The sequence below is a fragment of the Pseudomonas sp. ASL8 genome (genome assembly GCF_056680355.1).
Genome location: NZ_CM155278.1, coordinates 4633575 through 4659237 on the forward strand (window position 1 = coordinate 4633575; position 25663 = coordinate 4659237).

The window sequence follows — 25663 nt, forward strand, 5'->3', positions numbered from 1 at the left end:
TTATAAACATGAAGAATTGCAGCCTCTCAACCCTTTTAAAAATATATCGACGAACCACCATAGCCTAACTCACCCGATCAACCTGAGCGTTTAGCAATACTGACCGACCGCTCTGAAATCAACGATTGACGCAGTAAAGTTTTTGCCCAATCAGGGCCGTCTACCATTGAAAAGTTCATAGAATGATTTCCAGCTCAGTTAACACCGGTTGAGTCCGCAACCTAGTACGAACATTGACGATTGCTAAGGACGCGCTGACTTATGCGGTATTTCGTTCCGGAAACGCTGGAGATCTTGATTCATCTGAGAGCAACAACTGGTTTTTTGAATAAATTAGCGCCTCCCTAAAATCAGCTAAAAGAAGTCACTCAGATGTATCTACAAAATCAGAGGTAATTCACTACTCAGATTACCTTGCGACAAAAACAGTAAACAAACTTCTGCTCATTGCCCCCTGGCGTATGGTGAGACTCTTTTTCATGTCCGAGCATGATAAACGGCTCACCGAATTCAGCATGAAGCTCATTGGCATCGTAACGCATGACAGACAAGCCACTGCACTTGCTTGGCCCATCCTCTGCAAAGGTTGCCACGATGACCAGACCGCCTGGTTTAACCGCCCTAAGTACAGCCTCGACATAAGCATGCCGCTCTTCTGCAGTGGTTAAAAAATGAAATACGGCCCTGTCATGCCACACGTCGTAGGCGTTCGAATCAAGCTTGGTTTCGATGATATTCGCTTCTAGCCACTGTACCTTCGAAGCTAGCGTGCCGAGCCTGGCTTTTGCCGTAGCAAGAGCTTTTCCGGAAAGGTCAAGAACCGTGACGTTTTCATAACCGTTAGCCAAGAGATCATCAACCAGTGTTGATGCGCCGCCGCCAACATCAATGATCGAAGCTGTAAGCGGTACACCCGCCTCTCGAATCAACTTGAGCGAGAGTGCAGCGTGCTCTTGAAACCAACTCACCTCATCAGCGGCTTTGGCCGTGTAGACGTTTTCCCAGTACTCCTTGGATTGCATAGTGATTCCTCTGAGCTGTCTTTGCGAAACAGGGAGGTGTAGTGCACGCCTACAAAGTAGTTGGCGATTCGCGATCTACGAGTTGACTGTATAGCTGAGTGCCATGGGTCAAATTATCAGCCAGTGGGCAGCGGCGCTCTACTTCTTGCAAAAACGCCTGCTTTTCTTCAATACTCAGATCGGCATCAATCTCTACCAATACTCGTAATGCCTGAAATCCTGGCCGAACAGAAATATCCCGCCCGAGTAATCCGGCAGGATCGTAATCAGCCTGAATTTCAAAGCGCATGCCGCGCAGTTCAATTTTGCGCTGATGAGCAAGAAAGCGGCCAATGGTGCCAAAGCATCCGGCAATCGCGGCGAGAATTAGCTCCAGCGGAGTAGGCCCAGTATCCTGTCCAGCAGCATGCTTGGGCTGATCCATGATGACGTGGTGCTCACCGCAAGTCACTTCGACTGCAAAGCCTGAACCGAGGGTGCCATGTGCGCTAATAGTTTTCAGGGTCATGTCCGCGATATTCCTTTGAAGGGTGAATAAAGCCTGAGAAGCCTTAGGGCAACTCGGTCGTTCGAACTATCGTGCCCCGAATCATTCGAGGGAACTCAACCAGCTGAGTCGATCCATTAGCAACCTCTGCCGCTGGAAGGTTGCAACTTGAAACAGGGCTAACGCCTACATTCACCTAACGCAGTCAAAGTCCACGCTCGGCATTTTCGCGCCGAAGCGTGTTTGACAAAATATGGGGTCTCGCCAAGAGCGTTAATAACCGCGCAGACCCCAAGCTGCGTAACAGCCCTGGGCTAAGAACGCTTGCAGGTATTGACCCCAATAAGCGAATAGCCCGGACAGAAGCGAAAGATGCCGGTAGCCAATGGCACGACACCAAGCCAGCCCCACCAGCCAATGACCCCAGCCAGGCTCAGACCGATCAGAATTACGCCTGCGACAACGCGCAGAATGCGGTCGATGGTTCCAACATTTGCTTTCATGGCTATTTCCTTATCTATCCGTTCGACGGTTTTCGAGCACAGAGAACAGCAACATACCGGCCAGCATGGCCAGCACAAACACGATGATTTGCCAGTGTCCGGTGAGCAAAATCGCCACCGCCGGCCCAGGGCAGATGCCTGCGATGCCCCAGCCAACACCGAATAAAAGACTGCCTACAATGAGTCGAGAGTCCAGTTCACGTTTAACGGGTAGCTGCATGGGTGATCCAAGCAAGGATTGCTTCTGTTTGCGGGCCCAATTGAACGGCAGGATCGCAACTGCGATAGCGCCAGCCATGACAAGCCCCAGAGAGGGATCCCAAGCACCCGCCAAATCAAGAAAGCCTAGCACTTTGGCGGGGTTCGCCATGCCACCCAGTAGCAGGCCAAGTCCGAAGATCAACCCGGCAAAAAAAGCAGTCAATTTGACCATGCTCAGACTCCCAACACATGACGAACGACATACAGCGTGGCAAATCCCGTAGACATAAAACACAACGTTGCAGCGATGGAGCGCGGGGATAAGCGCGATATGCCGCACACGCCATGGCCACTGGTACAACCGGAGCCATAGCGGGTACCGACACCCACTAGAAGACCAGCAAGCACCAAACCAACCCAGCCAGTCTGGAACTGGATCATCGGGAAGGCAGCAAACAGCGTCCATAGCAAGGGCGCCAACAGCAGGCCAAGTAGAAACAACGCTTTCTCTCCCCAGCCATCACTACCCCATTGGAGTACGCTGCCGAGCAATCCGCTAATTCCCGTAATACGGCCATTGGCGAGAACAAACACACTGGCAGCCAGCCCGATCAATGCCCCCCCCGGACAGGGCTGACCAGGGAGTGAAGTTAAGCCAGTCGATGCTCATGTCGCGTCTCCCGCACAAAATAGTTGGTAAAGGGTATTGATCACGGCAAGTGCTGCCGGGCTGTTGATGCGGTAGTAGATCTGCTTGCCGTCGCGACGCGTCTCCACGAGCCCTTCCCGACGCAGCACTGCGAGTTGCTGAGACAGCGTCGGTTGCTGGATGCCAAGCAAAGCCTCCAAGTCGCTGACGTTGCGCTCTCCCTGCGATAACTGACAGAGCAGAAGCAGTCGATCTGGGTTGGCAAGAGCCTTGAGTAGCTGACCAGCAGCATCGGCGTTCGCGCGCAGCTGCGGGATATTGAGAGCGTCTTTGGTGGCAGTCATGACACAGCTTTCAGTTAAGATAACAACAATATATTATTTTATATATTGTATGGCAAGCAGTTCTTGCACTAGGGATAGAGACCATAGGACGCAGTGCTTCGAGGCTATCTAGATCAACCTAGGAAACCGGGCTTATACGGTGGTGCGCGATGGCTACGTGTGGGAATCGTGCGAAAGCGCAGCGGCATTACCAATCGAAGGCGGCACTCGAGTGATCCAGGAATAACCGAACGCACCCCGATAACCCCCTGGTTACAGCAGCGCGTCTAACGAGAGCCCGAAATGAATTATGTTGAATTGGTTCAGCGTCAAGCCGAGCAGGTTTTTGGCAACAAAAATAAAGCAAACGCATGGCTGAATCAGCCAAAAACAGCTTTGGGTGATCAAACACCAGTGGAGCTCGCGCACAGTGAAGCACGGTATTTGCTGGTCAAAAATGTGCTTGAGCGAATCAACAGCTGATACTCATCCGAATGTGCGCACTCAGCTAAATGGGTGTCCGATTTCATTAGACTGCTACACTACATTTTGAAACGGGTCAAAAGTTGTATTGCTGCTCTTTTGCGGAGAAGAAGAGCGCAAGGCTTTGTAAGCTTCGAAAAAAGTGCGGTTAAAGGTATCAAAACCTGGCCAATAGTTTTCCCACCCATCGTAATCATATCTGAGAGCGTCATCACGCTCTTCTTCATCTAATGTAGGCCAGACGGCTTCAAATCGACGTCTCCAGTCCCTAGCGCAAAGCAGTCGATCAGCCGATTCTTCATCCATCAGCGCAAATTTTATCAGCGCATTCTTAGCATAATCTTCATCTGCAAGATTGCTAGGATCTATTTTTGAGTTTACCTGATCGACAATATCCAAGATCCAACCAATAGTTTGAAAACGACAACGCCGCGCAGAGCGAGATTCCAAGCTGAGGTGGTTGATGTCCACCCAGGCCAAGGTTTGTTCTTCTCTATATTCGATATGGGTAACGTAGGCTGACATCTTCTTAACCCTATTCTTTTTATTATTTAGATATCTTAACAGTGGTGGTTTTTTGTACGCAATAGATATCGGCTTGACACCGCCCGTATTTTCAGTAGACAAGATGTGTAGTGATCTAATAAAACCAGATACCCATTTAGGCGAAAATACTCGCCAGATCGTGGTGTCAGATGCCCCGGGTGTCAGGATAGTTGTTGCCTTTGCGGATTTTCCTGGAAGGTCATATCGGGGGCCGATACCGCATAACGCCCTAAGCGGCCTTGAGCGGCGAACCATTTTTGGCGCTGTAGCAGCCCTGAATACGCTCACCTGCCGCCTATTCGGAATTACACTCCACTTGTCGGTGTTGAGTTTCAATGCTGCTGATCAGCCGACCTTGTAGATAATCCATCGCTGCAAACGGTGCAAGTGTGCCGTGACGAACATAGTCATGAGTTTGTGTACGGATATGACCGATACCCAATGGTAATCCGGGTTCCGTGCGCTGCAAGGCTTGAACCTGGCTTTTCTCGTCGCAACAGAGCACCAAGGCTTTATCGGAAGGTACCAGATACAGCCCGATAACATCAGAACTGTTCTCCGAAGTTGGGGTCGTTGGACAGCTTAAAGGTGCGTGTAAGGTGTGATTTTATGTCGTTGGCTGCCCATATCCGCTGGACACTGGCCAGTGAAATACCGACGATTCGAGCCATGCTTCGACAGCTCCAGCGAGGCTTGCCAATATGCGGCTGAGTAACTTGCCCAGCCAGGCTCACAGCAATAGTGCAAGCCTGCTGTCCCCTGTCCCCTGTCCCTTCGCTAAATCGCACTTTGGAGCTGCGGTACACGCTCGGTGGAGATGCTCAGTTCGACATGATCAACCAGCACAGCCACTAGCGATGTAGCAAGCATGGCAAAATCTTTCGCCCCGCGACTTTTCGGCGCGTAATACCTGATGGGCCGACCAGCGGCAAAGGCTTCCGCCAGACGGATGTCGGTGCGTACGCCGGCGAGCACACGGTGCGGCCCAAACTGACGCGTCATATCGCCGGTCACTGCCCGGTGCTGACGGATGTGCTCGGCGGCCATGGTAGGCAAAAAACCCAGAAGTTTCAGTTTCCGGTTCGGCCCAGACATCAGCTTGAACAGCACGCGCACGAGTTGACGTACGCCTTCGAAGGACAAGGGATGCGGCACATAGGGCACAAGCACTCGGTCGGCCGCCATGAGGCCATTGATGAGTAGCGTGTCCAACGAGGGCGGGGTATCTATGATGATAATATCGAAGTTATCGCTCACGCCTTCCGTGGCGATAGCTCCTCTAAGCCGGTCGTCATCGCGCGCGCCACTGCCATGATCGAAAAGAGTATCGGCCGGCGCAAGCCAGAGATTTTCGAGCGCAGTCGGCTGAATGGCTTGGCTTAGACTCGCCTTCGGGTCGGTGAAAATCCGATGCACGCTTGTATCGGATGGCTTGATCCCCAATCCGAACGCGCAATGACCCTGGGAATCCAGATCGATGAGCAGGACACGCCGCCCGAGCGCGGCGAACTCGGCGGCGAGATTGACCGCCACCGTGGTCTTGCCGGTACCGCCTTTACGGTTAGCAATAGCGAGAATAACTGCCTTGCGCACGCGCATCAAAACAGTTCGATCGCTGGCAGGCCCTGATCGCTGATAGCCTTGCCGCCAACCACGGAATGATGGGTGACGGCTTGGCTCGCCATCACGTAGTGATTGCGATGATTGGCCAGCCGATCCTTAAAGGTAATCTCGATCATGCCATCCCAGGTTGGGTCGATCAGCTTGCTCGTCAACCCCTGCAGGTGCTCGTTCATTTCGAGCAGTGCGCCTTGTACTTGCTCCAATCGCTGCCGCATCACGTCCTGGAATTGGATGTGGCCTAGCACCTGTGACAGCCTCTCTACCATCTCATGGTGTCCAGATTCAACACCGTGCATAACCCCCATAAGCAACTGACTACTGCTGCTGAATTGCTGCTGCATGGAGGCCAAGTCGTCGATGAGCTGACGTAAGTCACTGGTAGAACGCTGGTGCTCCGGCGACGCATCGGCCATTTCCGCTGCCACTTTTTCGGCCGCAGCGTTAATGTTGCTGGCAATCTCAGCGGCAACGGCGGCAGTCTCATCGGACATTTTTCGTACTTCTGTGGCTACCACGGCGAACCCCCTCCCTGACTCGCCAGCATGTGCCGCCTCTATTGCTGCGTTCAACGCCAAGAGATTGGTATTTTTGGCGATAGTAGCGATCACCCCCACCAAGGGCTTCAGCGCGACGATCTCGACCGACAGACTTTGACTACGCTCAAAATTATCCTGAAGCTCATTCACCCGACTTTGCAACTGCGCCTCAAGCACGGCGATGATCTCGGCCTGCCGCTCAGTCGCATTGCTCAAGGCTATGCCGTTGCTGATGGACTGGTTGATGCGCTCCATCTGCTGGCTGGACTGAGCATGCATTGCACTGACCTGCTCAATCACCGCCATAACCCCGTGCTCGACTTCTTCCTGCACGCCACTAATCTGTTGGCACATGTTGTCGATATAAGGCGTGGCGTCCTTGACATCGCTTTGCACCGCGTGCAGAACCTCATCATTTCTGTGCGGAACAATGATCTCGGCATTCTTGAGGCTGGGGCGAGCCAACGCCCTTCTTGCGACAAAGGTGATGAGTTGGGAAAGCATGATGACGAACAGCAGCACCAAGGCGATCATCGACCGGTAAGGACTGATTTCCGGCCCGGTGATAAAAGGCAAGATCAGCCAGAATAGGCCGGAACTCAGGAATGGGATCAGCAACATGGCAACAACCACCTGTCGATATCGCTTTTTTTCGCGTTGTACTTTTGTTTATCGGTAAATGCTTTAAGACAGAACATCATGGTTTCTCTGTTAGCAGGGATTTACGTGCCGATTTGCACTCAACGAACAGGCTTAACTGCCCGGCAGCACTTGCTTGATAACCTTGACGAGGTCGGGACCAGAGACGGGTTTCACCAGCCAGCCAGTGGCGCCCAATTTCTTGCCTTCATCGCGCTTGGCTGCATTGCTTTCCGTGGTGAGCGTCAAAATTGGCGTGAAGCGAAAACCTGGAAGAACCCTGACGTTTTTGATCAGTTCCATCCCGCCCATGTTGGGCATGTTGATGTCAGTGATGATGAGGTCGGGCTTCACTCCCCCCTTCAGCTTATTGAGTGCCTGCACACCATCGCTAGCGGTTTCCACCTTGAAGCCATTCATCTCAAGTGTGGCTTTGACACTCATCAGCATGGTGACCGAGTCGTCGACGAGAAATATGATTTTTGCCATGAGGGTTCTCCTTTTATTCTGTTATCAAGACAGTTTCGAGCCACGCACGTAGATTCGCGTCGCTCGGCCAGACAGCGATGTGGCTTTTGGCCGCAATCAGTACTTGCAGGTTTGCGGGGTGCAGATGAGTGCAGGCGCCAAGATCCACCTTGGCGGCGGCGGCCTTTTTAAGCAGCCATTCGAGCAGACCTTCAGCCTCATCGACACTCGCTATATCACAGAAGAGTGCGTGATTTCTTTTGTATTCAATGGGCACTAAACGATCTCCTTTACATTGAGCACCATGAGCACTGAGCCGTCCCCCATGAGGGCCGACCCCGAATAGGCGGTCAGGCCTGAAAGCATGCCGCTCAAGGGTTTCTGAATAACGTCTACGGTTTCGTGGAAGTCATCCACTATCAACCCCACCACCTCGCCGCCAACTCTAGCCACCAGCACGGCCATTTCATCGTAGGCATTAGCTTGGGGTGCGGCGGGAAGCCCGAGTAAAACGTTAAGGGCTTTCAGCGGAACGATGCTCCCTCGCAACACAACGGTCTTGCTGTGTTTGATGGTGCGGATGGCGCTGCAGGGTATGCGCACGGTTTCCACAACATGGTCCATGGGCACGCCAAAAATCTGCCTGTCGGATTCGACGATAATGACCTGGGTCACTGCCATGGAAAGCGGCAGCGATATTCGAATGCGGGTACCCCTACCCACTTCACTTTCCAGCTGGATGGTGCCGTTGACCTTCTCCACGGCGGTGCGCACCACGTCCATGCCCACCCCTCGACCGGAGAGATCGGACACGACATCAGCAGTGGAAAAGCCTGCGGCGAATACCAGATTGACCGCATCCCGATCACTGATGTGCTCTAGAGTGGCCTCGTCAATGACACCCTTTTCATAAGCCTTTCGCTTGATGACCGCTGGAGAGATGCCTTTGCCGTCGTCGATGATTTCGATCAGCACCTGATCGCCTTCCTGTAGGGCGCGGATCGTGAGCTTGCCCGAAGCGGGCTTACCCGCTGCTCGTCGCTCAGCCGGGGTTTCAAAACCGTGATCGAGACTGTTACGGACAATGTGGATGAGTGGGTCAGAAAGAGACTCGATGATGTTCTTGTCAGCTTCCGTGTCCTCGCCTTCGAGCACTAGCTGTACTTCTTTGCCGAGCTTGCGCGAAAGATCACGCACCAGACGTGGAAAGCGCTGAAACACGAAAGAGACCGGCATCATGCGCACCTGCATGATGGCATCCTGCATCTCCTCGGCGATGCGGTTGATTACCGCGTATTGCGCTTTGATCTCACGAGCAAGTTCGCGAACGCCGTATTGCTCTTCCGCCCGCTGGGCAAGGTAGGGCAATGCATTCTTGGACACGACCATTTCGCCAATCAGATTCATCAAGTGATCAATCTTGACCTGATCGACCTTGAGGCTCGTGGGACTGGCGATGGTGTCTTCGGTACGGCGACCGAATTTCCCCCCTTCGTCCATCGTTTCGAGGCAGCCTACGGATGAGGACGCAACGGACGCAGCAGTATTGGCAACGGCTACATCGCCAGGCGAACCTTTGGCTGGCGGCTGCAAAACATCGTAAGCGTCCAGCCATCCCAGCAACGAGGCACGGCTGCCTGAGGCTAAGGCTTGCTGCAAAGCGGTTTCGATCTCGCGTTGTGCAGTCGAATCACCGATGGCCTTGCAGCAATTTACCAACACCCCCGCAACAGCCTTGAGACGACCCGGTAGCCAGGCAGGATGATCGTCGAGCATCAGAATCTGACGCTGAGCGGCGAAGATGGCTTGAAGTGCAGTCACATCATCTTCAGGCTGCCACTTTAGGGAAGACGTCGAATGTTGAGACTTATTAACACGCACATCCGCCGGCACCGGGACGGTGACCACTGACAATGCCATCGCGGCGGCCCAATCCGGGGGCGTCAAGGTACGCAGCGACTCGATAAGACTGTGCAGGGTCGAGTGATTTTTCGGCGCGCTGTTTAACAGAACAAGTAACCAGCGTAAGGCCGACGAACACCATAAGTCCGGGTTACCCAGGTGCAGCATGATTTCTGCTGCCTGCTTGAGCGCTATGAGATCGCTTGTCTCCAGATGACGCTGTGCGTCGACGACGAAATCCTCATAGTCCTGCACGCTGCTGGAGTCGCCTTGGGGAATGACAACAAACCATGGCTCCACCGCAGTGATGCACACTTGATCAGGAACGTAGCGGTAGTGCTCGGCCAACTCCTCGCGGGGAGCTGTCGTCAGTAACTGGAACTCCAGCACACAGCGGTAGGCATCGAGTTCTTCCAGCTGCGGCCAAGGTTCGCGGGGCACAATCCGGCCCCACAAGATATCGGGCGTCTGACGGGCGGAGAAAAAAGGATCATCGCCCTGAAAAAAGCATTCTTCTACAGGTGTGTAAGCGACCCAGTGTATGGAGTCGCCGCCCATCGCACGCTGATAGGCATCCAAGCGAATGGCTTCCGGGATCTCGGCCAGCGGTAGTTGAGCCGACATCGTGGACGATGAATCAGCAGCAGGCGGCTGGCTATCCTTTACGGAACCTGCAGTATCGTCCACTGAATGGCGCGCGATCAGCGCCCGCAAGGCCTCAGCCAAACGTGCCGAGTCGGCGGCACGTGACACATCGATGGCGCCTGCCAACTCAATCTCGTCGCACAGGAGCCCGACGAAATCCATAGCATCCAGCAGTTGGTCTGCGCACGTTTGTGAATAGGCGACCTCACCATGTCTCACGGCATCCATCAGGTCTTCGCCGGCATGGAGCACGCGGGTCATTTCGGGAAAATCAAACAGGCCGCTGTTACCCTTCAGCGTATGCACAAAACGAAACAGCTCAATCATCAGATCGGCGTTACCCGGCTCCTGCTCCAGTTGCATCAGCTTTTCGCCAATGCCTTGCAGAAAATCGCGTGCTTCGGCGAGAAATTGTTCGAGCAAGGGATTCATGGGTGCACCTCTCCGAGCAGCAGGCGGACATGCGTCAAGAACTGTGCGAGTTTGACGGGCTTGACGAAGTAGCCATTGGCCCCCGCTCGGTAAGCCGCCGACTGATCATGGGCAGCCGTTTCGGTGGACACCATAATGGCCGGCGCCTGGGGGATGTCCTCTCCACGCAACTGACGCAGGAAACCGTAGCCATCAAGCTTCGGCATATTGATATCCACAATGTAAAGGTCGAAGGGCTCTGGCAACGCTTTTTCAAGCGCCTCAATGCCGTTCATAGCCTCTTCGACGGCATAACCTGCGGACTCAAGGATATTCCGGTGATACATACGTACCGTGGCGGCGTCATCAATAATCAGGATGCGTTTCATCGTGCCTCCAGAGATTTTTGATAAACAATGGCTTCAGGGAATTTGCGCACCTGATACAGCGAAGAGATACGGCTCATGGATTCCGAATGACCTAGACAGATGTAGCCCCCGGGATTGAGGGCGTCATAGAACGTTTCGGCCGCTGCCTTGCGTGACACATCATCGAAATAGATCAGCAAGTTGCGGCAGAAGATCACATCGAAATTGCGGTATGGCCTTGTATCGGCAAGTACCGCGAGATTCACCCGGGTGAAATCCACTGCCTGCCTCAGGTCTTCGCATATCTGGTATTCGTCACCCACGCGGGCGAAATATTTCGCCAGCCACGGCGCAGGCACATGCTGTACAGAGCGAGCCGAGTAGCGCCCGACAGACGCCTTATGCAGGATGCCGGTATCGATGTCGGACGAAATGATCTCCACATCCCACTTGCGGATGCCTGCCCAGCGCTCCAGCAGGTACATCGCAACGGTGTAAGGCTCTTCGCCTGAGGACGAAGGGATACACCAGATACGAATAGGACTGTGATCGGTCTTGCGCTTAATAATATCCGGCAGAATGGAGTCGACCAGGCACTTAAACTGGTATTCCTCGCGCAAGAAATAGGTTTCATTAACCGTCATCAGGTTGGTGAGATGCTGCAACTCTTCGCCCGAAGCCTGGAAGCGCAGCATGCTGAAATAGCCACGAAAGTTGTCGTTATCAGTGGCCTGAATGCGCTCCACCAATCTTTTGTCCACAAAATAACGCTTGCTCGAGTCGAAGCTGATACCCGTTTTGCGGTAAAAAAACTCCCGGAACTTCTGGAAATCGTCGTCATTGATGGCGATTTTTGTCATGGCCAAGTCAGTCTTCATGGATGCGGCTCATCGCCAGGTCGGCGGCGAACTGAATGTAGGGTTCATCGGCAAATCGGGCCTTGAACCGTGCAAGGGGCTCCAGCGCTGCGTCGGTGCCGACCTCGCTGAGCACATCCAGCGCCGCGCCGCAGACATTGACGTGCGGCTCTGTTTCAATCACTTCGATTAGCCAGGATTCGACGTCAGGGTGGCGCAACGATTCGAGGATATTAACGGCGAAGATACGCACGTCCGGATCGCTGTCGGCCAGGAGTCCGCGAATGATCGGCGCGACTTCGTCGGGCAATTGCTTCATCGCCTCTATACCCTCGTTGCGCAAGGCCGCATCCTCACTGCGCAGGCAATCGACCAGCCCCGCGACAGCCGTTGAATCGCCGAGCCGGGTTAGCGTGGTGAGGATCACTTCCCGAACGGACAAATCCCCTTCCCGCTTCAGGCGATTGACCAGCGCGGCCGCGACGTCCTGGCAGTTGGCAAGATCTCGAGCGGCCCAGCGGCGGGCCGCAGGATCATCACTCTCTAGGCTGACCAGTAGATCCGGGCACTCCCGCGCCTGTTTACGACCTTCCTGTATGACAAATTCGGTATTGTTCTTTTTGATGAAGGCCATATCATTTTCCTTTTATCGCCCAGCCCAGACATTGAGCTGGGCGGCAATCCTCTCCGCCGCCAATACCAGGCTCGCGCCGCGTTTTTCGATCAATTCCTTGGGCATGCCGAACACCACGCAGGACGCTTCCGATTCAGCAATGGTGCGTCCGCCACGCTGTTTGATTTCGGTGAAAGCATCAGCTCCGTCGTGGCCCATGCCAGTGAGCATTACTCCGGTCACCAGTGCAGGGTCGCAGTGCTCCAGGACCGATCGGCCAAGCAGCTCCACTGAGGGATGCCAAAGGTGCTGCGAGCTTTCCGGTTTTGGCAGCACGATGAGCTTTCCGGCTCGCTGGGTCACCACCATGTCAGCCCCACCCTTGGCGATATAAACCGTCCCTGGCTCGACTGGCATCGGTGACGAAACCTCGACGACTCGTAATGCACAAATCCTGCTCAGCCGATCGGCAAAAGACTTGGTAAACGCTGCCGGCATGTGTTGCGCCACCAACACTGGCCAGGGAAAGTCAGCGGGCAATTGCGGCAGGATCGCTTCCAGAGTCCTAGGACCACCTGTGGACACACCGACAACGACCAGGCCTTCTTCTTCGATGCTGCGGCGGGCAACCACTGGACGCACGGCGATTTTTTCACGGTCGTCGCGCATGCGCTGGGCCAGCCCTTTGACCGGGGGCGTTTTACCTTTGATGCGCGCGCGAGCGGCGGAGCGCACCTTGCCCACCAGTTCGTCGGTGATCTTGTCGATCGTCAGCGAGATGGTACCGTCCGGCTTGACGATATAATCCACAGCCCCGAGATTCAGAGCCTCGAAGGTGGCCAAAGCCCCTTTCTCGGTCAGCGACGACACCATGACCACCGCCACTGGACGCTCGGCCATGATGAGAGAGAGGGCCGTAAGGCCGTCCATCTCAGGCATGTTGATGTCCAGCGTGACCACATCAGGCTGAAAAGTGCGATTTTGCTCCACTGCTTCGCGGCCGTTTCTCGCCTGGCATATTTCGAAATCGCCAGCTGACGCAAATATCTGCGTCAGTTGGCGCCGCATCAGCGCCGAATCATCGACGATCAGAAGCTTGATCACGTCTTCAATCACCCACATTGGAGAGGGTTACAAGCTCTTCGTCAGCTACCAGGTACGCGGGTTCAAGCAACTGCACCATGCGTTTTTGCTTCTCCATATTGGCCATGCGCGACAACAAACGCCCCTGCCCGCCGGAGAGATTCGGTGATGGCTCGATGACCGCTTTGGGTATCTTTAGCACCTCGGCCACCTGATCGACGATGAAGCCGGTGCGCACGTCGGAAATCAGAAACACCATGATGCGCTGGTTGTCGGAACGCTCCACCCGCGGCAGCCCTAGACGCAGGCGCAAGTCGATCACCGGCAACACGCTGCCTCGCAGATTGATAACACCTTCTACGAAAGCGGGGGCTCTGGGCACATGGATGAGCTCCTCAGGCACACGCACGATCTCCTGAACACTGTTAATCGGTACGCCGAACTCCTCCTTATCCAGGCGAAATACCACCACCTGTTCGTCGTCGTCATGCTCGTCATCCAGTTCCTCACCAGGGTCTCGGTCGATATCGTTCACAGTACTCAATGCTTCCTTGATGGCGGAATGGTCGAACAAATTGCGCACAGTGATGATCGACACCAGACGCTTACCCTCATCGAGTCGACAGATTTCAGAAATATCAGCGAACTCTCCCCCCCTGGCGAGCAGGGCAGGCACCGCATCCACATAAGTTTTAGCAACCCTGAGCACTTCGCTAACCCCGTCCACCGCCACACCGACCGAGGTGCCACCCAGAGCCAGTACGACGATGCGGTTTTTTTCGCCCAAGGGCTGATCGGGCAAGCCAAACATGCGGCGCAGGCTGACCAACGGCAACAAGCGACTGCGCAGGGTCATAATGCCAATGACGTGCGATTCCGAGTGCGGCACATGAATGATCGTCTCCGGTATCTGGACAATCTCCTGCACGTCCTCGATGGCGATGGCGTATTCCTGTTCGGCGACGTTAAAGCTCACCAGTTGCAGTTCATCGCTCTCAGGCTCTTCCTCTTCGTCCGCTGTACTGGCCGACAACAATCTTGCCATGCCTGAGCTTTTGGCCATTTGGGCGATTTGCGAGAACTCGCGCGCAACGAGCTTCTCGAAATCCAGCACCATAATCATGGCGTGGCCGCCCACACCTTTAATGAGTCCGGAAAGCAGATCGGTATCTACGGTGCTGCGAAGCGCGCCCACATCCTCAATCTGGCTAGGCTCCACCCCCACTACACTGGCGACCCGATCCACCACAAAACCGAGTGGTTGCCCCACATCCACCACCACCGCGCGGGAGGCGTCGTCATGCTCCTGCTCGGGGAAGCCGAACATGCGGCGCAGGGAGATAATAGGCAGCACCTTGCCCCGCAAATTCGCCAGACCATCAAGCGAGGCTGGCGCCAGGGGCACCCGAACGACCTCGGGCAGGCGGATAATTTCCTGCACCGGGGCCATGTCTACGGCAAAGACTTCGCCGCCGGCAATGAAGGTGACAAACTGTCGAGTGTCAGAGATGAGTTCTTCGAGACCATCGTCTACAGCCCGCGCCTCGCCTGCCCGAACGTCAAGTGCGTAAGTCGTCATAATGGCGCCCCTTATGCTGCACTCTGCAGTTCGTCAGCAAGGGAGGATATTTCCTCGATGGCGGCGGCCAATTCCTCTGCACCCCTGGATTGCTGCGTAGCGGCACTGGCTGCCTCGGTAGCGGCTTTTTCAGCTTGCTGCGAGGCGGTGGAAATCTGCTCGATTCCTTGCTTCGCTTGACCGATAGCCGTGGCAATTTCCATGGATGCGGCAAGAATTTCTCGCGTACCGTGATCGACCACAAGGATGTCGGCTTCGATCTGGTTAAGGTTCGCGGTCGACACCTTGGCCTGCTCCACCTCGCTGATGGCAGATTTGACGATATCCTCGAGATCGGCACTAACGGCCGCTATCTGATCCTGCACCGCTTTGACCAGGTCTTTGATACGGTCAGCGTTTTCCGCCGAGTCACGCGCCAGGTTGCGGATGTCAGTGGACACCACGACAAACCCCTTACCGAACTCGCCAGCACGCGCTGCTTCAATGGAGCCGTTCACCGCCAGCATATTGGTCTGAATGGAAACCGTGGTGATCGCTTCGACTATCTTATTGATGCGCCGCGACACCTGCTCAAGATCCTTCACCTGCTTGATGCTGTCCTGCGTTCCCATGACCGAAGCAGTAATACCGCTGATCAACTGGTCCACCGAAGTCTTGTTGATGGCGAGTGTTGCTAATACGTCCCTCACCTTCTCTCCGCCGTCCGTGGCACGCTGCTGAGCAACCTCCACGCCTCTTTCGATCTGGTTGACCGCTGCTGCGGACTGTTCACACGCTGCCGCAGACGTTTGCGCGCCCTTACGAATTTGTTCGATGGCGGACATGATCTGGGCGCTGGCGCTGTTGATTTCCTGCACGGCTGAGGAGAGCTCCTCAGCCGAGGACGCCACCTCCTCGGCACTCTTGGCCACATCGGTGGAGTTCCTCAGGTCCTCGGCAAGTTCTGACATGGCTTGCGTCGCCTGCTCGGACTCGGCCAGGGCTTGGGACTGCTGCTCGACTGTCTTGGCTGTCTCCTCGGCGGCAGCAGATTGTTCAACAGCAGCTGCGGCAATTTCTTCCGACCCCTTAAGCGCCTGCTGGGCGGCGGTGTCGGACTGCTTGGCGCCCGTGGCAATTTCAGTAATGCCGCGCACCACTTCGATCACGTCCGTGCGAATCTGTTCAAGCTGCAGAGTAATGACCTTGCCTTTCTCGACCTCACCTCCTATGGCCTCGGCCGAGGTATTGATACCGTCAGCGATGGCCTTGACGTCATGCTGAATTTGGCCAACCAGGTCCTGAATCTGCTTGGCGCTTCTCTCCGAGGTTTCAGCCAGGGTCCGCACCTCGTCGGCCACCACAGCGAAGCCCTTGCCATGCTTGCCTGCGCGGGCAGCCTCAATGGCCGCGTTCAGCGCCAGAAGGTTGGTCTGGTCGGCAATGCGCGCCACAGCCTTGACAATATCGCCGATGTTCGCAGCCTGTTTTTCCAGTTCTACCACCATTGCCACCGAGGCAATCTGGCGTTGCCCGGCAACCGCGACGTTGGTAATGAGGCTGGCAACGTCCGCTGAAGTTTTGGCGACTAACGTCTGGGAGAGCTCCGCCTTGGCCTGGCTGATGTTCGCATTCTGCAGTTGAAGAGCAATGGCGCCAATGATCTGCGTAAAGGCGACCATCGATTCCTGCGCCGCGCCAGAAGCCACTTCCGCGCCCGAGGCGATCTGGTCGGCTGCGCACTTGAGCTGCTCGGCTGCAGAGGCCGCCTCGTTGATGCCGGAAGATAACTGCCCAGTGGCGGCGGCGATACGCTCAGCCGCCTGCTGCTGCTTACCGAGTGTCCGCGCCCTCTTGCGCTGAGCCTCTGCGTCGCGCGCGACGACTGCGGAAGACTTGCCCGGTAGTAAGGGGGCAAGTGAGGCGGACGTAGTTCTCTTTACCGATTTAACGAGTGGCATGGTCATATCCTTCAAGGAAGTTTTATTAAGCGTGTAAAAGGCATTCATATTGATACAGCTCGCAGCTGCAAATATCCAAACGAATACACCCAGCCAAGGGCACACTCTTAACTTCGCGCCCATCAATCAAAGACGTGACGCTTTAGATTCATATCGATATAAATAATGGAAAAGCCATTCAAAAGAATAGCTAAAATGAATAGCGACTTCGTCAATTTTACGTGCGTCAAAAAATACACTACGGCGGACTAAAATGGTATATATGACGCTCGGAAATCGAAATAAATCGAGTACAACGACTGCATTTATCTACCTCAAGCTATATACCCTTACTAAGACAAGTGACTTTGCTCAGTTTAATTATACTCATCATTTAAATAGGTAATTTTCAGGCCTTCATGGGTATTAACTGTATTTTTAGGATGGTGCATTTCACGGCATCTGGAAGATTTTTTCAGTCGACTCCGAAGTGAACCTTAAGAAACTGCGTGCAGATTTAGTCAGGGTGAAATCCTAACACCAGCGCAGCAAGTAGAAACCAATAGTGGCACAAAGCCACTATTTCGAGTACGCTGCAATCTTTTTGGCAATGTCATTACTGTGCACTGACGGCGTAATAGGCTGCCCCTTTCCTAAGCGACATCCTGCTTGATAAAGATAAGCGCCATAATTTCTGTCAAACCCGTTGCATCTGTAAACATTTGAAAAATTGAAATCTTCAAAGAGAAATTCTCATGAATGATGCAGTCAAAATATATTCAGCCGTAAATGATGGATTGAAGCCCGAAGCTGCGATGTTTTCTGATGGAACGCTTCCTTGCACCCCTTAACTCACCTCACGCAAGGAGGCGGCATCACTAATACAACGGAAGAAGAGCCGCTCAAATCTGGATCCTTGCAGCGCGCGATTTTCAATAGCGCTAACTTCTCCAGTATCGCCACTGACGCGAAAGGCGTGATTCAGATTTTTAACGTCGGCGCCGAACGGATGCTGGGCTACACAGCCGCCGAAGTGATGAACAAGATCACGCCAGCCGATATTTCCGATCCGCAAGAAGTCATTGCGCGAGCAGAAGCTTTGAGCATCGAACTCGGAACCCTGATTACGCCAGGCTTTGAAGCTTTGGTTTTCAAGGCCTCGCGCGGCATTGAGGACATCTACGAACTGACCTACATCTGCAAGGATGGCAGTCGACTCCCTGCAGAGGTGTCGGTCACGGCACTGCGCGATGCGCAGGACGCCATCATCGGCTACCTTCTGATTGGCACCGACAACACTGCGCGCAAGCGTGCGGAAGAGGCACTACTCAAGGCTGGAGCCTTACAGCGCGCGATATTCAATAGCGCCAACTTCTCCAGTATCGCCACTGACGCGAAAGGCGTGATTCAGATTTTCAACGTCGGTGCCGAACGGATGCTGGGCTACACGGCCGCCGAAGTGATGAACAAAATCACGCCAGCCGACATTTCCGATCCGCAAGAAGTCATTGCGCGCGCAGAAACATTGAGCGTCGAACTCGGAACCCCGATTACGCCAGGCTTCGAGGCTTTGGTGTTCAAGGCCTACCGCGGCATCGAGGATATCTACGAGCTGACCTACATCCGCAAGGATGGCAGTCGACTCCCCGCAGTCGTGTCGGTCACGGCATTGCGCGATGCACAGGACGCCATTATTGGCTATCTGCTGATTGGTACCGACAACACTGCGCGTAAGCATGCGGAAGAGGCGCTACTCAAGGCTGGAGCCTTGCAGCGCGCGATTTTCAATAGCGCCAACTTCTCCAGTATCGCCACGGACGCGAAAGGCGTAATTCAGATTTTCAACGTCGGCGCTGAACGGATGCTGGGCTACACAGCCGCCGAAGTGATGAACAAGATCACGCCGGCCGACATTTCCGATCCGCAAGAAGTCATTGCGCGTGCAGATGCATTGAGCATCGAACTCGGAACCCTGATTACGCCAGGCTTTGAGGCTTTGGTGTTCAAGGCCTCGCGCGGCATTGAGGACATCTACGAGCTGACCTACATCCGTAAGAATGGCAGTCGACTCCCTGCAGTAGTATCGGTCACAGCACTGCGCGATGCGCAGGACGCCATCATCGGCTATCTGCTGATTGGCACCGATAACACTGCTCGCAAGCAAGTTGAAGAGGCTCGGACACTGCTCGATCAGCGACTACGCGATCAACAGTTCTATACCCGCTCTCTGATTGAATCGAATATCGACGCGCTCATGATGACCGACCCGCAAGGCATCATTTCGGATGTGAACCAGCAGATGATGACGCTCACGGGACGTACGCGCGATGAGTTGATCGGCGCACCGTGCAAGAACTTTTTCACCGATCCGGCTCGGGCCGACACAGCAATCAAGCGCGTTCTTACCGAGAAAAAGGTAAGCAACTATGAACTGACCGTACGTGCCCATGATGGCAAAGAAACAGTGGTGTCATACAATGCCGCTACCTTCCATGATCGTGACCGCCAGCTACAAGGCGTATTTGCGGCGGCGCGTGATGTGACCGAGCACAAGCGCTTCGAGCGCACCCTGGAAGAGAACAACATCGAGCTGGAGGCGCGCACGGCCGATTTACAACGCTTCCGTACGGCGATGGACGCAACCGCTGATGCAATTTTCTTGGTGAGCCGCAGCGACATGCGCTTTGTCGAGATCAATGCGACAGCCTGCCATATGCTCGGCTATACGCATGAAGAGTTAATGCAGTCATGCCCAGCGCAATTTTACTCGATTCCACTTGAACAGCTGGAGAGTGAGTACGATGCCATCATCGCTGGTCAGCGCACACATGAGCTAAAGGAAAAAAAATTCCGGCGCAAAGATGGTTCTCACGTTCAGGTAGAAGTTCATCGCCAGGCGCAACGCTCGGGGGCGGACTGGATCATTGTCGCGGCTGCGGGCGACATCACCAAGCGCAAGGAGACAGAGAAATACCTGCATCATCTGGCTCATTACGACTCTCTCACTGGGTTGCCGAACCGGACGCTGTTCTATCAGACCCTCAATAAACTCTTGGCCAAATCTAAAACCAGTGGCTGGCGGGTTGCCGTTTGTTTCATTGATCTGGATCAATTTAAACACGTGAACGATACGCTTGGCCACGCACTCGGCGATGAGTTGCTAATCCAATTCAGTAATCGTCTAGTCCAATACCTAAGCATCCGAGGTACAGCCGGACGACTTGGAGGGGATGAGTTTGCCCTGATCTTGGTGCTACAAGACGGGCAGCAAGACGCAACATCCACCGTCCATAAAATACGAGAGGTGTTGCGCGCACCGTTCGACCTGAAAGGTAACAAAGTGACCGTGACTGCCAGCATTGGCATCGCCGTCCAGGCAGGTGAAGCGTCTGACGCAGAAACCATGATCAAATATGCGGACACGGCCATGTACCGGGCCAAACAAGCAGGACGTGATACTTTTCGTTTCTTTACAGAGCAAATGAATGCTGAGGTGTTGGCCCGGCTCGACATGGAAAAAGCTTTACGCAAGGCAATTGAGAATGACGAGTTCGTTTTATACTACCAACCCAAGGTGCAACTCAATAATGGTCGCATTGTCGGTCTCGAAGCCTTGCTACGGTGGCAGCGGCCAGGGCACGGCCTAGTGTCGCCACAAGGCTTCATCCCGATATTGGAAGAGACCGGACTTATCGTGCGCGTGGGTAGTTGGGTCATTGCCACGGCATGTCAGCAAATCGGGCAATGGATGCGCACTTCAATCGGTCGAGTACCAGTATCGGTGAATGTATCTGGACGCCAATTCATCGAAGGCAACCTGGATGGAGATGTAGTCAAAGCGCTCAACGATAACAACATCCCTGCCGACTTGCTTGAATTGGAATTGACTGAAAGTTGCTTGATGGCGAATACAGAACGCACCATCGCCAGCTTACAGTTTCTAAAGAATCTAGGTGTCAAAATTTCCATCGATGATTTCGGCACTGGCTACTCAAGCTTAGCCTATTTGCGCCGTTTCCCTATCGACAAACTAAAGATCGACATCACCTTTATTCGCGAAGTAACGAGCAACCCAGACGACGCTGCCATTGTGCTGGCCATCATTCGCATGGCCCACAGTTTAAAACTGGATGTGATAGCGGAAGGTGTAGAAACAGCGGAGCAACTAGCGTTCTTGCGGCGCCATCGCTGCGATCAAATCCAAGGTTATTATTTTAGCCCCCCGCTACCGGAGCTAGAACTAGAACAAATTTTATATAAAGAGAAGCGCTTACCCACCCTGGGTAGCGAATCTATAGAGACTGCAGAGCCAGAGGGAACAGTTTAAGCTGTCATCTGATTGATGGGGAGTAGACGGTGGGCTAGGCAAAAAAAATCCACGTGCTGCCAAGCAAGCTCCACAGCACGTTTGATCAGCTAACCAACCCCAATATGACCCGGCCGACATGCTTGTTCAATCGCTTGTCCTCGTACATATTCTGGTCAGCTTTTACTAAGGCCTGGCTTATTCCACTGCTGGGATCGCGGATCGCCAGCCCAACGGAGGCTTTAATGCCTTCCTGATCGAATATCATGAGTACCCGCAAGCGCAAAGCTTCTCCGCCAGCCCTGTCACAGTTGACGCCAATAATTCCGAACTCATCCCCTCCTAGCCTGGCGACCACATCCTCGGCGCGCGCGGCTTGATGCAGGGCTTTCGCAGTGCGCACAATCAGGTCATCGCCTGCAGTGTGCCCTTGAGCGTCATTGACCCGTTTCAGCTCATCCAGGTCAACCATTATTACTGCACAAGACGAGCCGTGGCGGCGACAGCGCCCCTCCTCCTTAGCCATCAACTGATCCCAGCCGGATCTGTTGTACAGACCAGTCATGGCATCCGTAAGGGCCTGTGCCTCGAAGCGCTCGGCTCTTCGCACCAGCTCCTCGGCCTTGAGTTCCATCTGCAATACCCTGCTTAGCAAGCTGCCTATCAACTCAACAAGCTCCTGATCTTCGGTGATGCTTTGCGGCTGAGGCTCAGGATCAATGGCGCAGAGCGTTCCAAAAAGGCTCCCGTCATCTAGCAGTAGAGGAATGCCTATGTAGGCCCCGATTACGACTTGCTTGCCTATGGGGGCGGCGGCATAGGCAGGAACCATTGTTGAGGTCGGGGCAAAACGTGGGCCGTGGCCTTTAACCATTTCAGCACAGAAAGAATCAACCCAGCGGAAGACCCGGCCAGCCTTCACGCCGTAGCCATGATCTTCGCTCTGTAGCACGATCCAGTCGTTACCCTCTGTCCGAGTGACCATCCAAAGATCGAAGCCCAATCGACGATGCAGAAACGAAAGCACTTCGCTCGCGGTCTTTTCAAAGTCATTACCGTACAATTCATGCATCAACTGTGTCCTTTGGCAGTTCGCCCTATAATTATTGCGATCAAACCAAGCTGCTGATAAGCGTGCTGTTTACGTGCGACTTTGCGAGTTCGATGTCCAGAAGCTGAGCAAGTTGTTCGGCAGGCACCGGGCGGCTATACAAATAACCTTGAACCTCGTCACATCCCGATTCGCTGAGGAATGCCAGTTGGGCATCGAGTTCAACGCCCTCGGCGATAACCGTAAGTTGCAGGCTGTGCCCGAGCTGTATGATCGCCTTAACGATTGAAGCGCCATCGGCATCAGTCAGCAAGTCGCGCACAAATGATTGATCGATCTTAATCTTGTCGACCGCCAACCGCTTGAGATACGAAAGGCTGGAATAGCCCGTACCAAAGTCGTCGATGGACAGCTTCACACCCATGGACTTCAAGCCACGCAGCGTTTTTATCGTGGCGTCCACATCCTCCAGGAGTATAGATTCGGTCAGTTCCAGCTCTAGACGGTCTGGCGGCAAGCCCGATGCCGCGAGTGCTGTGGAGACCATTTCCAATACATTGCCGCGTTTGAATTGCAACGATGAAAGATTAACCGCCACCACCAATGGTGTCGGGTACTGATCCATCCAGATTCGGGCTTGGCGACAGGCTTCATTGAGTACCCATTCGCCAATCTGAATGATGTGACCGCTGCGTTCCGCCAGAGCAATAAATTTACCAGGCGGCACCAGCCCCTCATCCGGATGCTGCCAGCGTACCAAGGCTTCTGTTCCGATGATTTTGCCGCTACTGATATTGATTTGTGGCTGATAATGCAGCCGGAATTCATGATTGCGCACTGCATTTGTCAGCGCCCCCGTGAGCCTGATTTGCTCGGCCAAACCAGCATTCATGTTGTGCGAGAAGAAGCAGTAGGTGTCGCGCCCAGCCTTCTTGGCACTCTCGACAGCCGTATGGGCATTCTTGAGCAGGGTATTGAAATCCTCGCCATCGTTTGGAAACAGCCCGATGCCGATGGAAAAGGAAATATCCAGTGCATTGCCAACGATTTTTACTGGTTCAAAAAAAGCATCCCTGATGCTGTTTGCCAACACGGCTATTCCCGCGACATCGTAAGGGCCAGTCAACAGAACAACAAATTCGTCACCACTGATTCGACTGATGGTGGCGCTGGTTGGAATGCACTGCTGGAGGCGCTCCACAGCCATTACGATTACTTGGTCGCCAGTGGCGTAGCCCTGGCTATCGTTGATCTGCCTGAAACGATCCAGGTCGAGGTACAAGAGGCTGACTGTGGTATTTTCGCTCTGGGCGAGCAAGACCGCATGCTCGAAACGATCGTGCAGTAGCAGTCGGTTGGGTAGACGGGTCAGAGGATCAAAGTGTGCCAGAAAGTCCAGTTTCTCCTTGGCTACGTCATGCTCCACACGCGAGCGCAAGGTCACGATGCCAAAGGCGAGATCGCTGGCCAGCTCCATGAGTAAGCGCAGCTCATTCGGATCGAAGGCGTTAGCTTCGGATGCATACAGATTAAGCGCACCGAGTACCTGAGCATCGCAAATGAGCGGTAGGGCTACACTGGATTGGTAGCCGCGCTGAATTGCCGACGCGCGCCAAGGCGCCATCCGGGAGTCAGTCTGGACATTCTGGATGATGCTCGGCTGACCCGTACGGATTGCCGTGCCTACCGCGCCCTGACCGTGATCGACGTCCGCCCAGGATATAGTGAGCCCATCAAGATATCCGTTCTCGTAACCAGATTGTGCCACCGGGAGTACAGTGCAGGCTTCATCATGTTCGGCATAGCCGACCCAAGCCATCAGATAGCCTCCGTTTTCGACGCACAGGCGGCTGATTTCAGCAATCAGCACATGCTCATCCTCCGCATGTACCAGCGCCATATTGCAGTCGCTCAGCAGGCGCAAATCCCGGTTCACCCTTTTAAGGGCCAACTCATCCAGTTTGCTTGCAGTAATGTCCTGTACCGTGCCAACTGAACGCAGCGGCTTGCCTCTTTGGTCACAAAAATTCTCGTACCGCTCAAGGACATATTTGATGCGCCCATCCTTCATCTGCAGCCGATGAGTCATTTCACAAGGCGTCTTGCTGCTGACTGAGTGGGCATAGGCCTTGGCAATTTGCTCGCGATCTTGCGGGTGCGCCGCAGCCATAAAAGACTCAAGTGAGGGCGTGAAAGTCTCAGGGTCCACTTCGAAAATACGGTAGATTTCATCGGACCAAAGTAAATTGCGAGTCTCCAGGTCGAACTCCCAGTTGCCGAGTTGTGCAAGCCGCTGCGCCTCCTTCAGGCATTTTTCGCTGTGCAATAGCTCGATTTTCGTCTGTTCGCGCTCGTCGCTCATGCGTCTGAGCTTGGCCTGTGTTTCGGCGAGGTGTGCCAGTACAGACCCTGGCTCGGCGTTTGATACCTGCGGAAGCCTAGAGAAGTCCCACTTACCAATGCGGGTGATCTTCGCATGAACCTCATCGACCGAGCCGCCCATGATGGCCCGTAGCGTACGCGACATGCGGTAGAGCATCAGAATCAGCGCCAGACCGAGTGCGATGAAGATGACCCGCAGTACCAGAGCGTTACGCTTGGCCTGGTCAACGGCGCGGTTGGTGCGCTCTGTCATAAGGGTGTAGACGTGGTCGATCGGTCGAAAAATGGCTGCCTTGGCGTCTAGGTAAGCGGCATCGTGCAGCATGCCGAGCGCTTGTGCGTGGTTCGTTGCCGCACCAGATCCCCGTGTCTGACGTAGACGCATTGCATTCCATTCGGTTTGCGCAAGCTTGTCGGACAGCACATTGGCCAAGGTCAGCGCCTCAAATTCCTGATCCGTAAAGCCAGCCTGGCGCATCAACGTCAACAGCGCGAGGGTTTGCTCGCTGTCCGGCCGTGGTTGCTCTCCCGTAGCGATCACCAGATCCCAATAGATGCTCGCGTACTTTTCTGGCCTGGGTTTTCTCCCGTCGCGGATATCCAGAATGTCCTGGTAATAGCGCTGTAAGCGTTCATCTCCATTGACCACATAGAGCCGCGCCATTCGGGTGAGGTCGTCGGAGGACTGGCGCAGTTCATCGGCCAGGAGAAACGAGCTGAGTCGCCGTTCATTGGTCGCATCTAACGCTTTTTCCGAAGCCGTATATGCCAGGAAGACACAGACCAATAGCGCCAACATGATCTGCGTGTACCAGACATGACGAGTAAATGAGGTGGCATTGGCGACATGGGACATAGAGGCTCGGAGTACAGGAAGAAGGCAGAACGTTGCCTGGCTTGGATTTCGGGCTGTGAAGAGAAAATCTATCCCCGCAGCAAATCGTAAAGCGAGTTATGGCTGCCTTTCAGTCACAAATCGGCATTCATCCACTGGAGGCCTGAATTCAACTTGTGATCGTATCACTTGTACGAACTTATACGTATTTGCACTAAGGTATAGAGCAAGA

22 protein-coding genes and 2 pseudogenes are annotated in these 25663 nt (G+C 54.3%); 3 read left to right on the top strand and 21 right to left on the bottom strand.

What is annotated here, in order from left to right; all coding sequences use genetic code 11:
- Nucleotides 1–404: 404 nt before the first annotated feature.
- From AC1MEA_RS21200 to AC1MEA_RS21225, 6 genes and pseudogenes are all read right to left on the bottom strand, one after another.
- Nucleotides 405–1022: a class I SAM-dependent methyltransferase gene (locus AC1MEA_RS21200; protein WP_480417283.1), complete on the bottom strand. Its 618-nt coding sequence runs from the start codon at nucleotides 1020–1022 to the stop codon at nucleotides 405–407.
- 49 nt (nucleotides 1023–1071) lie between these two features.
- Nucleotides 1072–1530: an OsmC family protein gene (locus AC1MEA_RS21205; RefSeq protein WP_480417284.1), complete on the bottom strand. Its 459-nt coding sequence runs from the start codon at nucleotides 1528–1530 to the stop codon at nucleotides 1072–1074.
- Nucleotides 1531–1823: 293 nt separating this feature from the next.
- Nucleotides 1824–2012, bottom strand: a complete 189-nt coding sequence (locus AC1MEA_RS21210; protein ID WP_322178467.1) for a YgaP family membrane protein — start codon at nucleotides 2010–2012, stop codon at nucleotides 1824–1826.
- 10 nt (nucleotides 2013–2022) lie between these two features.
- Complete coding sequence (locus tag AC1MEA_RS21215; RefSeq protein WP_322178466.1) at nucleotides 2023–2445, bottom strand: DUF6691 family protein; 423 nt, start codon at nucleotides 2443–2445, stop codon at nucleotides 2023–2025.
- Between the two features lie 2 nt (nucleotides 2446–2447).
- Nucleotides 2448–2883, bottom strand: a pseudogene (locus AC1MEA_RS21220) (YeeE/YedE family protein).
- The gene (locus tag AC1MEA_RS21225; RefSeq protein ID WP_322216366.1) at nucleotides 2880–3206 is read right to left on the bottom strand and encodes an ArsR/SmtB family transcription factor; all 327 of its coding nucleotides are present in this window, start codon (nucleotides 3204–3206) and stop codon (nucleotides 2880–2882) included. The pseudogene AC1MEA_RS21220 and the gene AC1MEA_RS21225 overlap by 4 nt, the downstream one beginning before the upstream one ends.
- A gap of 134 nt (nucleotides 3207–3340) precedes the next feature.
- Between AC1MEA_RS21225 and AC1MEA_RS21230 the strand changes: the two genes are divergently transcribed.
- Nucleotides 3341–3421 (top strand): CGNR zinc finger domain-containing protein, encoded by an 81-nt coding sequence (locus AC1MEA_RS21230; protein ID WP_416194632.1) that lies wholly within the window; start codon nucleotides 3341–3343, stop codon nucleotides 3419–3421.
- Between the two features lie 67 nt (nucleotides 3422–3488).
- Nucleotides 3489–3668 (top strand): antitoxin Xre/MbcA/ParS toxin-binding domain-containing protein, encoded by a 180-nt coding sequence (locus AC1MEA_RS21235; protein ID WP_480417285.1) that lies wholly within the window; start codon nucleotides 3489–3491, stop codon nucleotides 3666–3668.
- A gap of 54 nt (nucleotides 3669–3722) precedes the next feature.
- On the opposite strand, the gene AC1MEA_RS21240 is transcribed toward AC1MEA_RS21235, so the two are convergent.
- The 13 genes and pseudogenes from AC1MEA_RS21240 to AC1MEA_RS21300 all read right to left on the bottom strand — a co-directional run bounded on the left by AC1MEA_RS21240 (nucleotide 3723) and on the right by AC1MEA_RS21300 (nucleotide 16878).
- Nucleotides 3723–4193: a hypothetical protein gene (locus tag AC1MEA_RS21240; RefSeq protein ID WP_480417286.1), complete on the bottom strand. Its 471-nt coding sequence runs from the start codon at nucleotides 4191–4193 to the stop codon at nucleotides 3723–3725.
- 331 nt (nucleotides 4194–4524) lie between these two features.
- A pseudogene (locus AC1MEA_RS21245) lies at nucleotides 4525–4933 on the bottom strand (transposase); the annotation flags it as partial.
- 58 nt (nucleotides 4934–4991) lie between these two features.
- Entirely contained in the window at nucleotides 4992–5813 is an 822-nt protein-coding gene (locus AC1MEA_RS21250; protein WP_480417287.1) for a ParA family protein, read from the bottom strand.
- On the bottom strand, nucleotides 5813–6994 hold the full coding sequence (locus AC1MEA_RS21255) for a methyl-accepting chemotaxis protein (protein WP_480417288.1): 1182 nt from the start codon (nucleotides 6992–6994) through the stop codon (nucleotides 5813–5815). The genes AC1MEA_RS21250 and AC1MEA_RS21255 overlap by 1 nt, the downstream gene beginning before the upstream one ends.
- Before the next feature lie 132 nt (nucleotides 6995–7126).
- On the bottom strand, nucleotides 7127–7501 hold the full coding sequence (locus AC1MEA_RS21260) for a response regulator (protein WP_480417289.1): 375 nt from the start codon (nucleotides 7499–7501) through the stop codon (nucleotides 7127–7129).
- Between the two features lie 13 nt (nucleotides 7502–7514).
- On the bottom strand, nucleotides 7515–7757 hold the full coding sequence (locus tag AC1MEA_RS21265; RefSeq protein WP_480417290.1) for a hypothetical protein: 243 nt from the start codon (nucleotides 7755–7757) through the stop codon (nucleotides 7515–7517).
- Nucleotides 7757–10459: a chemotaxis protein CheA gene (locus AC1MEA_RS21270; protein WP_480417291.1), complete on the bottom strand. Its 2703-nt coding sequence runs from the start codon at nucleotides 10457–10459 to the stop codon at nucleotides 7757–7759. Before AC1MEA_RS21270 ends, AC1MEA_RS21265 begins: the two co-directional genes overlap by 1 nt.
- Nucleotides 10456–10827 (bottom strand): response regulator, encoded by a 372-nt coding sequence (locus tag AC1MEA_RS21275; RefSeq protein ID WP_480417292.1) that lies wholly within the window; start codon nucleotides 10825–10827, stop codon nucleotides 10456–10458. The genes AC1MEA_RS21270 and AC1MEA_RS21275 overlap by 4 nt, the downstream gene beginning before the upstream one ends.
- A complete protein-coding gene (locus AC1MEA_RS21280) occupies nucleotides 10824–11684 on the bottom strand; it encodes a CheR family methyltransferase (RefSeq protein ID WP_480417293.1) in 861 nt (286 codons plus the stop codon). The genes AC1MEA_RS21275 and AC1MEA_RS21280 overlap by 4 nt, the downstream gene beginning before the upstream one ends.
- The gene (locus AC1MEA_RS21285) at nucleotides 11674–12297 is read right to left on the bottom strand and encodes a HEAT repeat domain-containing protein (RefSeq protein ID WP_480417294.1); all 624 of its coding nucleotides are present in this window, start codon (nucleotides 12295–12297) and stop codon (nucleotides 11674–11676) included. The genes AC1MEA_RS21280 and AC1MEA_RS21285 overlap by 11 nt, the downstream gene beginning before the upstream one ends.
- A gap of 12 nt (nucleotides 12298–12309) precedes the next feature.
- Nucleotides 12310–13380: a protein-glutamate methylesterase/protein-glutamine glutaminase gene (locus AC1MEA_RS21290; RefSeq protein ID WP_480417295.1), complete on the bottom strand. Its 1071-nt coding sequence runs from the start codon at nucleotides 13378–13380 to the stop codon at nucleotides 12310–12312.
- Between the two features lie 4 nt (nucleotides 13381–13384).
- Nucleotides 13385–14938, bottom strand: coding sequence for a chemotaxis protein CheW (locus AC1MEA_RS21295; RefSeq protein WP_480417296.1), 1554 nt, complete (start codon nucleotides 14936–14938; stop codon nucleotides 13385–13387).
- Between the two features lie 11 nt (nucleotides 14939–14949).
- Complete coding sequence (locus tag AC1MEA_RS21300) at nucleotides 14950–16878, bottom strand: methyl-accepting chemotaxis protein (protein ID WP_480417297.1); 1929 nt, start codon at nucleotides 16876–16878, stop codon at nucleotides 14950–14952.
- 853 nt (nucleotides 16879–17731) lie between these two features.
- Between AC1MEA_RS21300 and AC1MEA_RS21305 the strand changes: the two genes are divergently transcribed.
- Nucleotides 17732–21184 carry a sensor domain-containing protein gene (locus tag AC1MEA_RS21305; protein ID WP_480918191.1) on the top strand — a complete coding sequence of 1151 codons (3453 nt, stop codon included), beginning with the start codon at nucleotides 17732–17734 and terminating at the stop codon, nucleotides 21182–21184.
- Between the two features lie 85 nt (nucleotides 21185–21269).
- Here AC1MEA_RS21305 and AC1MEA_RS21310 read toward each other — a convergent pair whose 3' ends face one another.
- Nucleotides 21270–22235, bottom strand: a complete 966-nt coding sequence (locus AC1MEA_RS21310) for a sensor domain-containing diguanylate cyclase (protein ID WP_480417298.1) — start codon at nucleotides 22233–22235, stop codon at nucleotides 21270–21272.
- Between the two features lie 40 nt (nucleotides 22236–22275).
- Nucleotides 22276–25452 carry a bifunctional diguanylate cyclase/phosphodiesterase gene (locus tag AC1MEA_RS21315; RefSeq protein WP_480417299.1) on the bottom strand — a complete coding sequence of 1059 codons (3177 nt, stop codon included), beginning with the start codon at nucleotides 25450–25452 and terminating at the stop codon, nucleotides 22276–22278.
- Nucleotides 25453–25663: the final 211 nt, after the last annotated feature.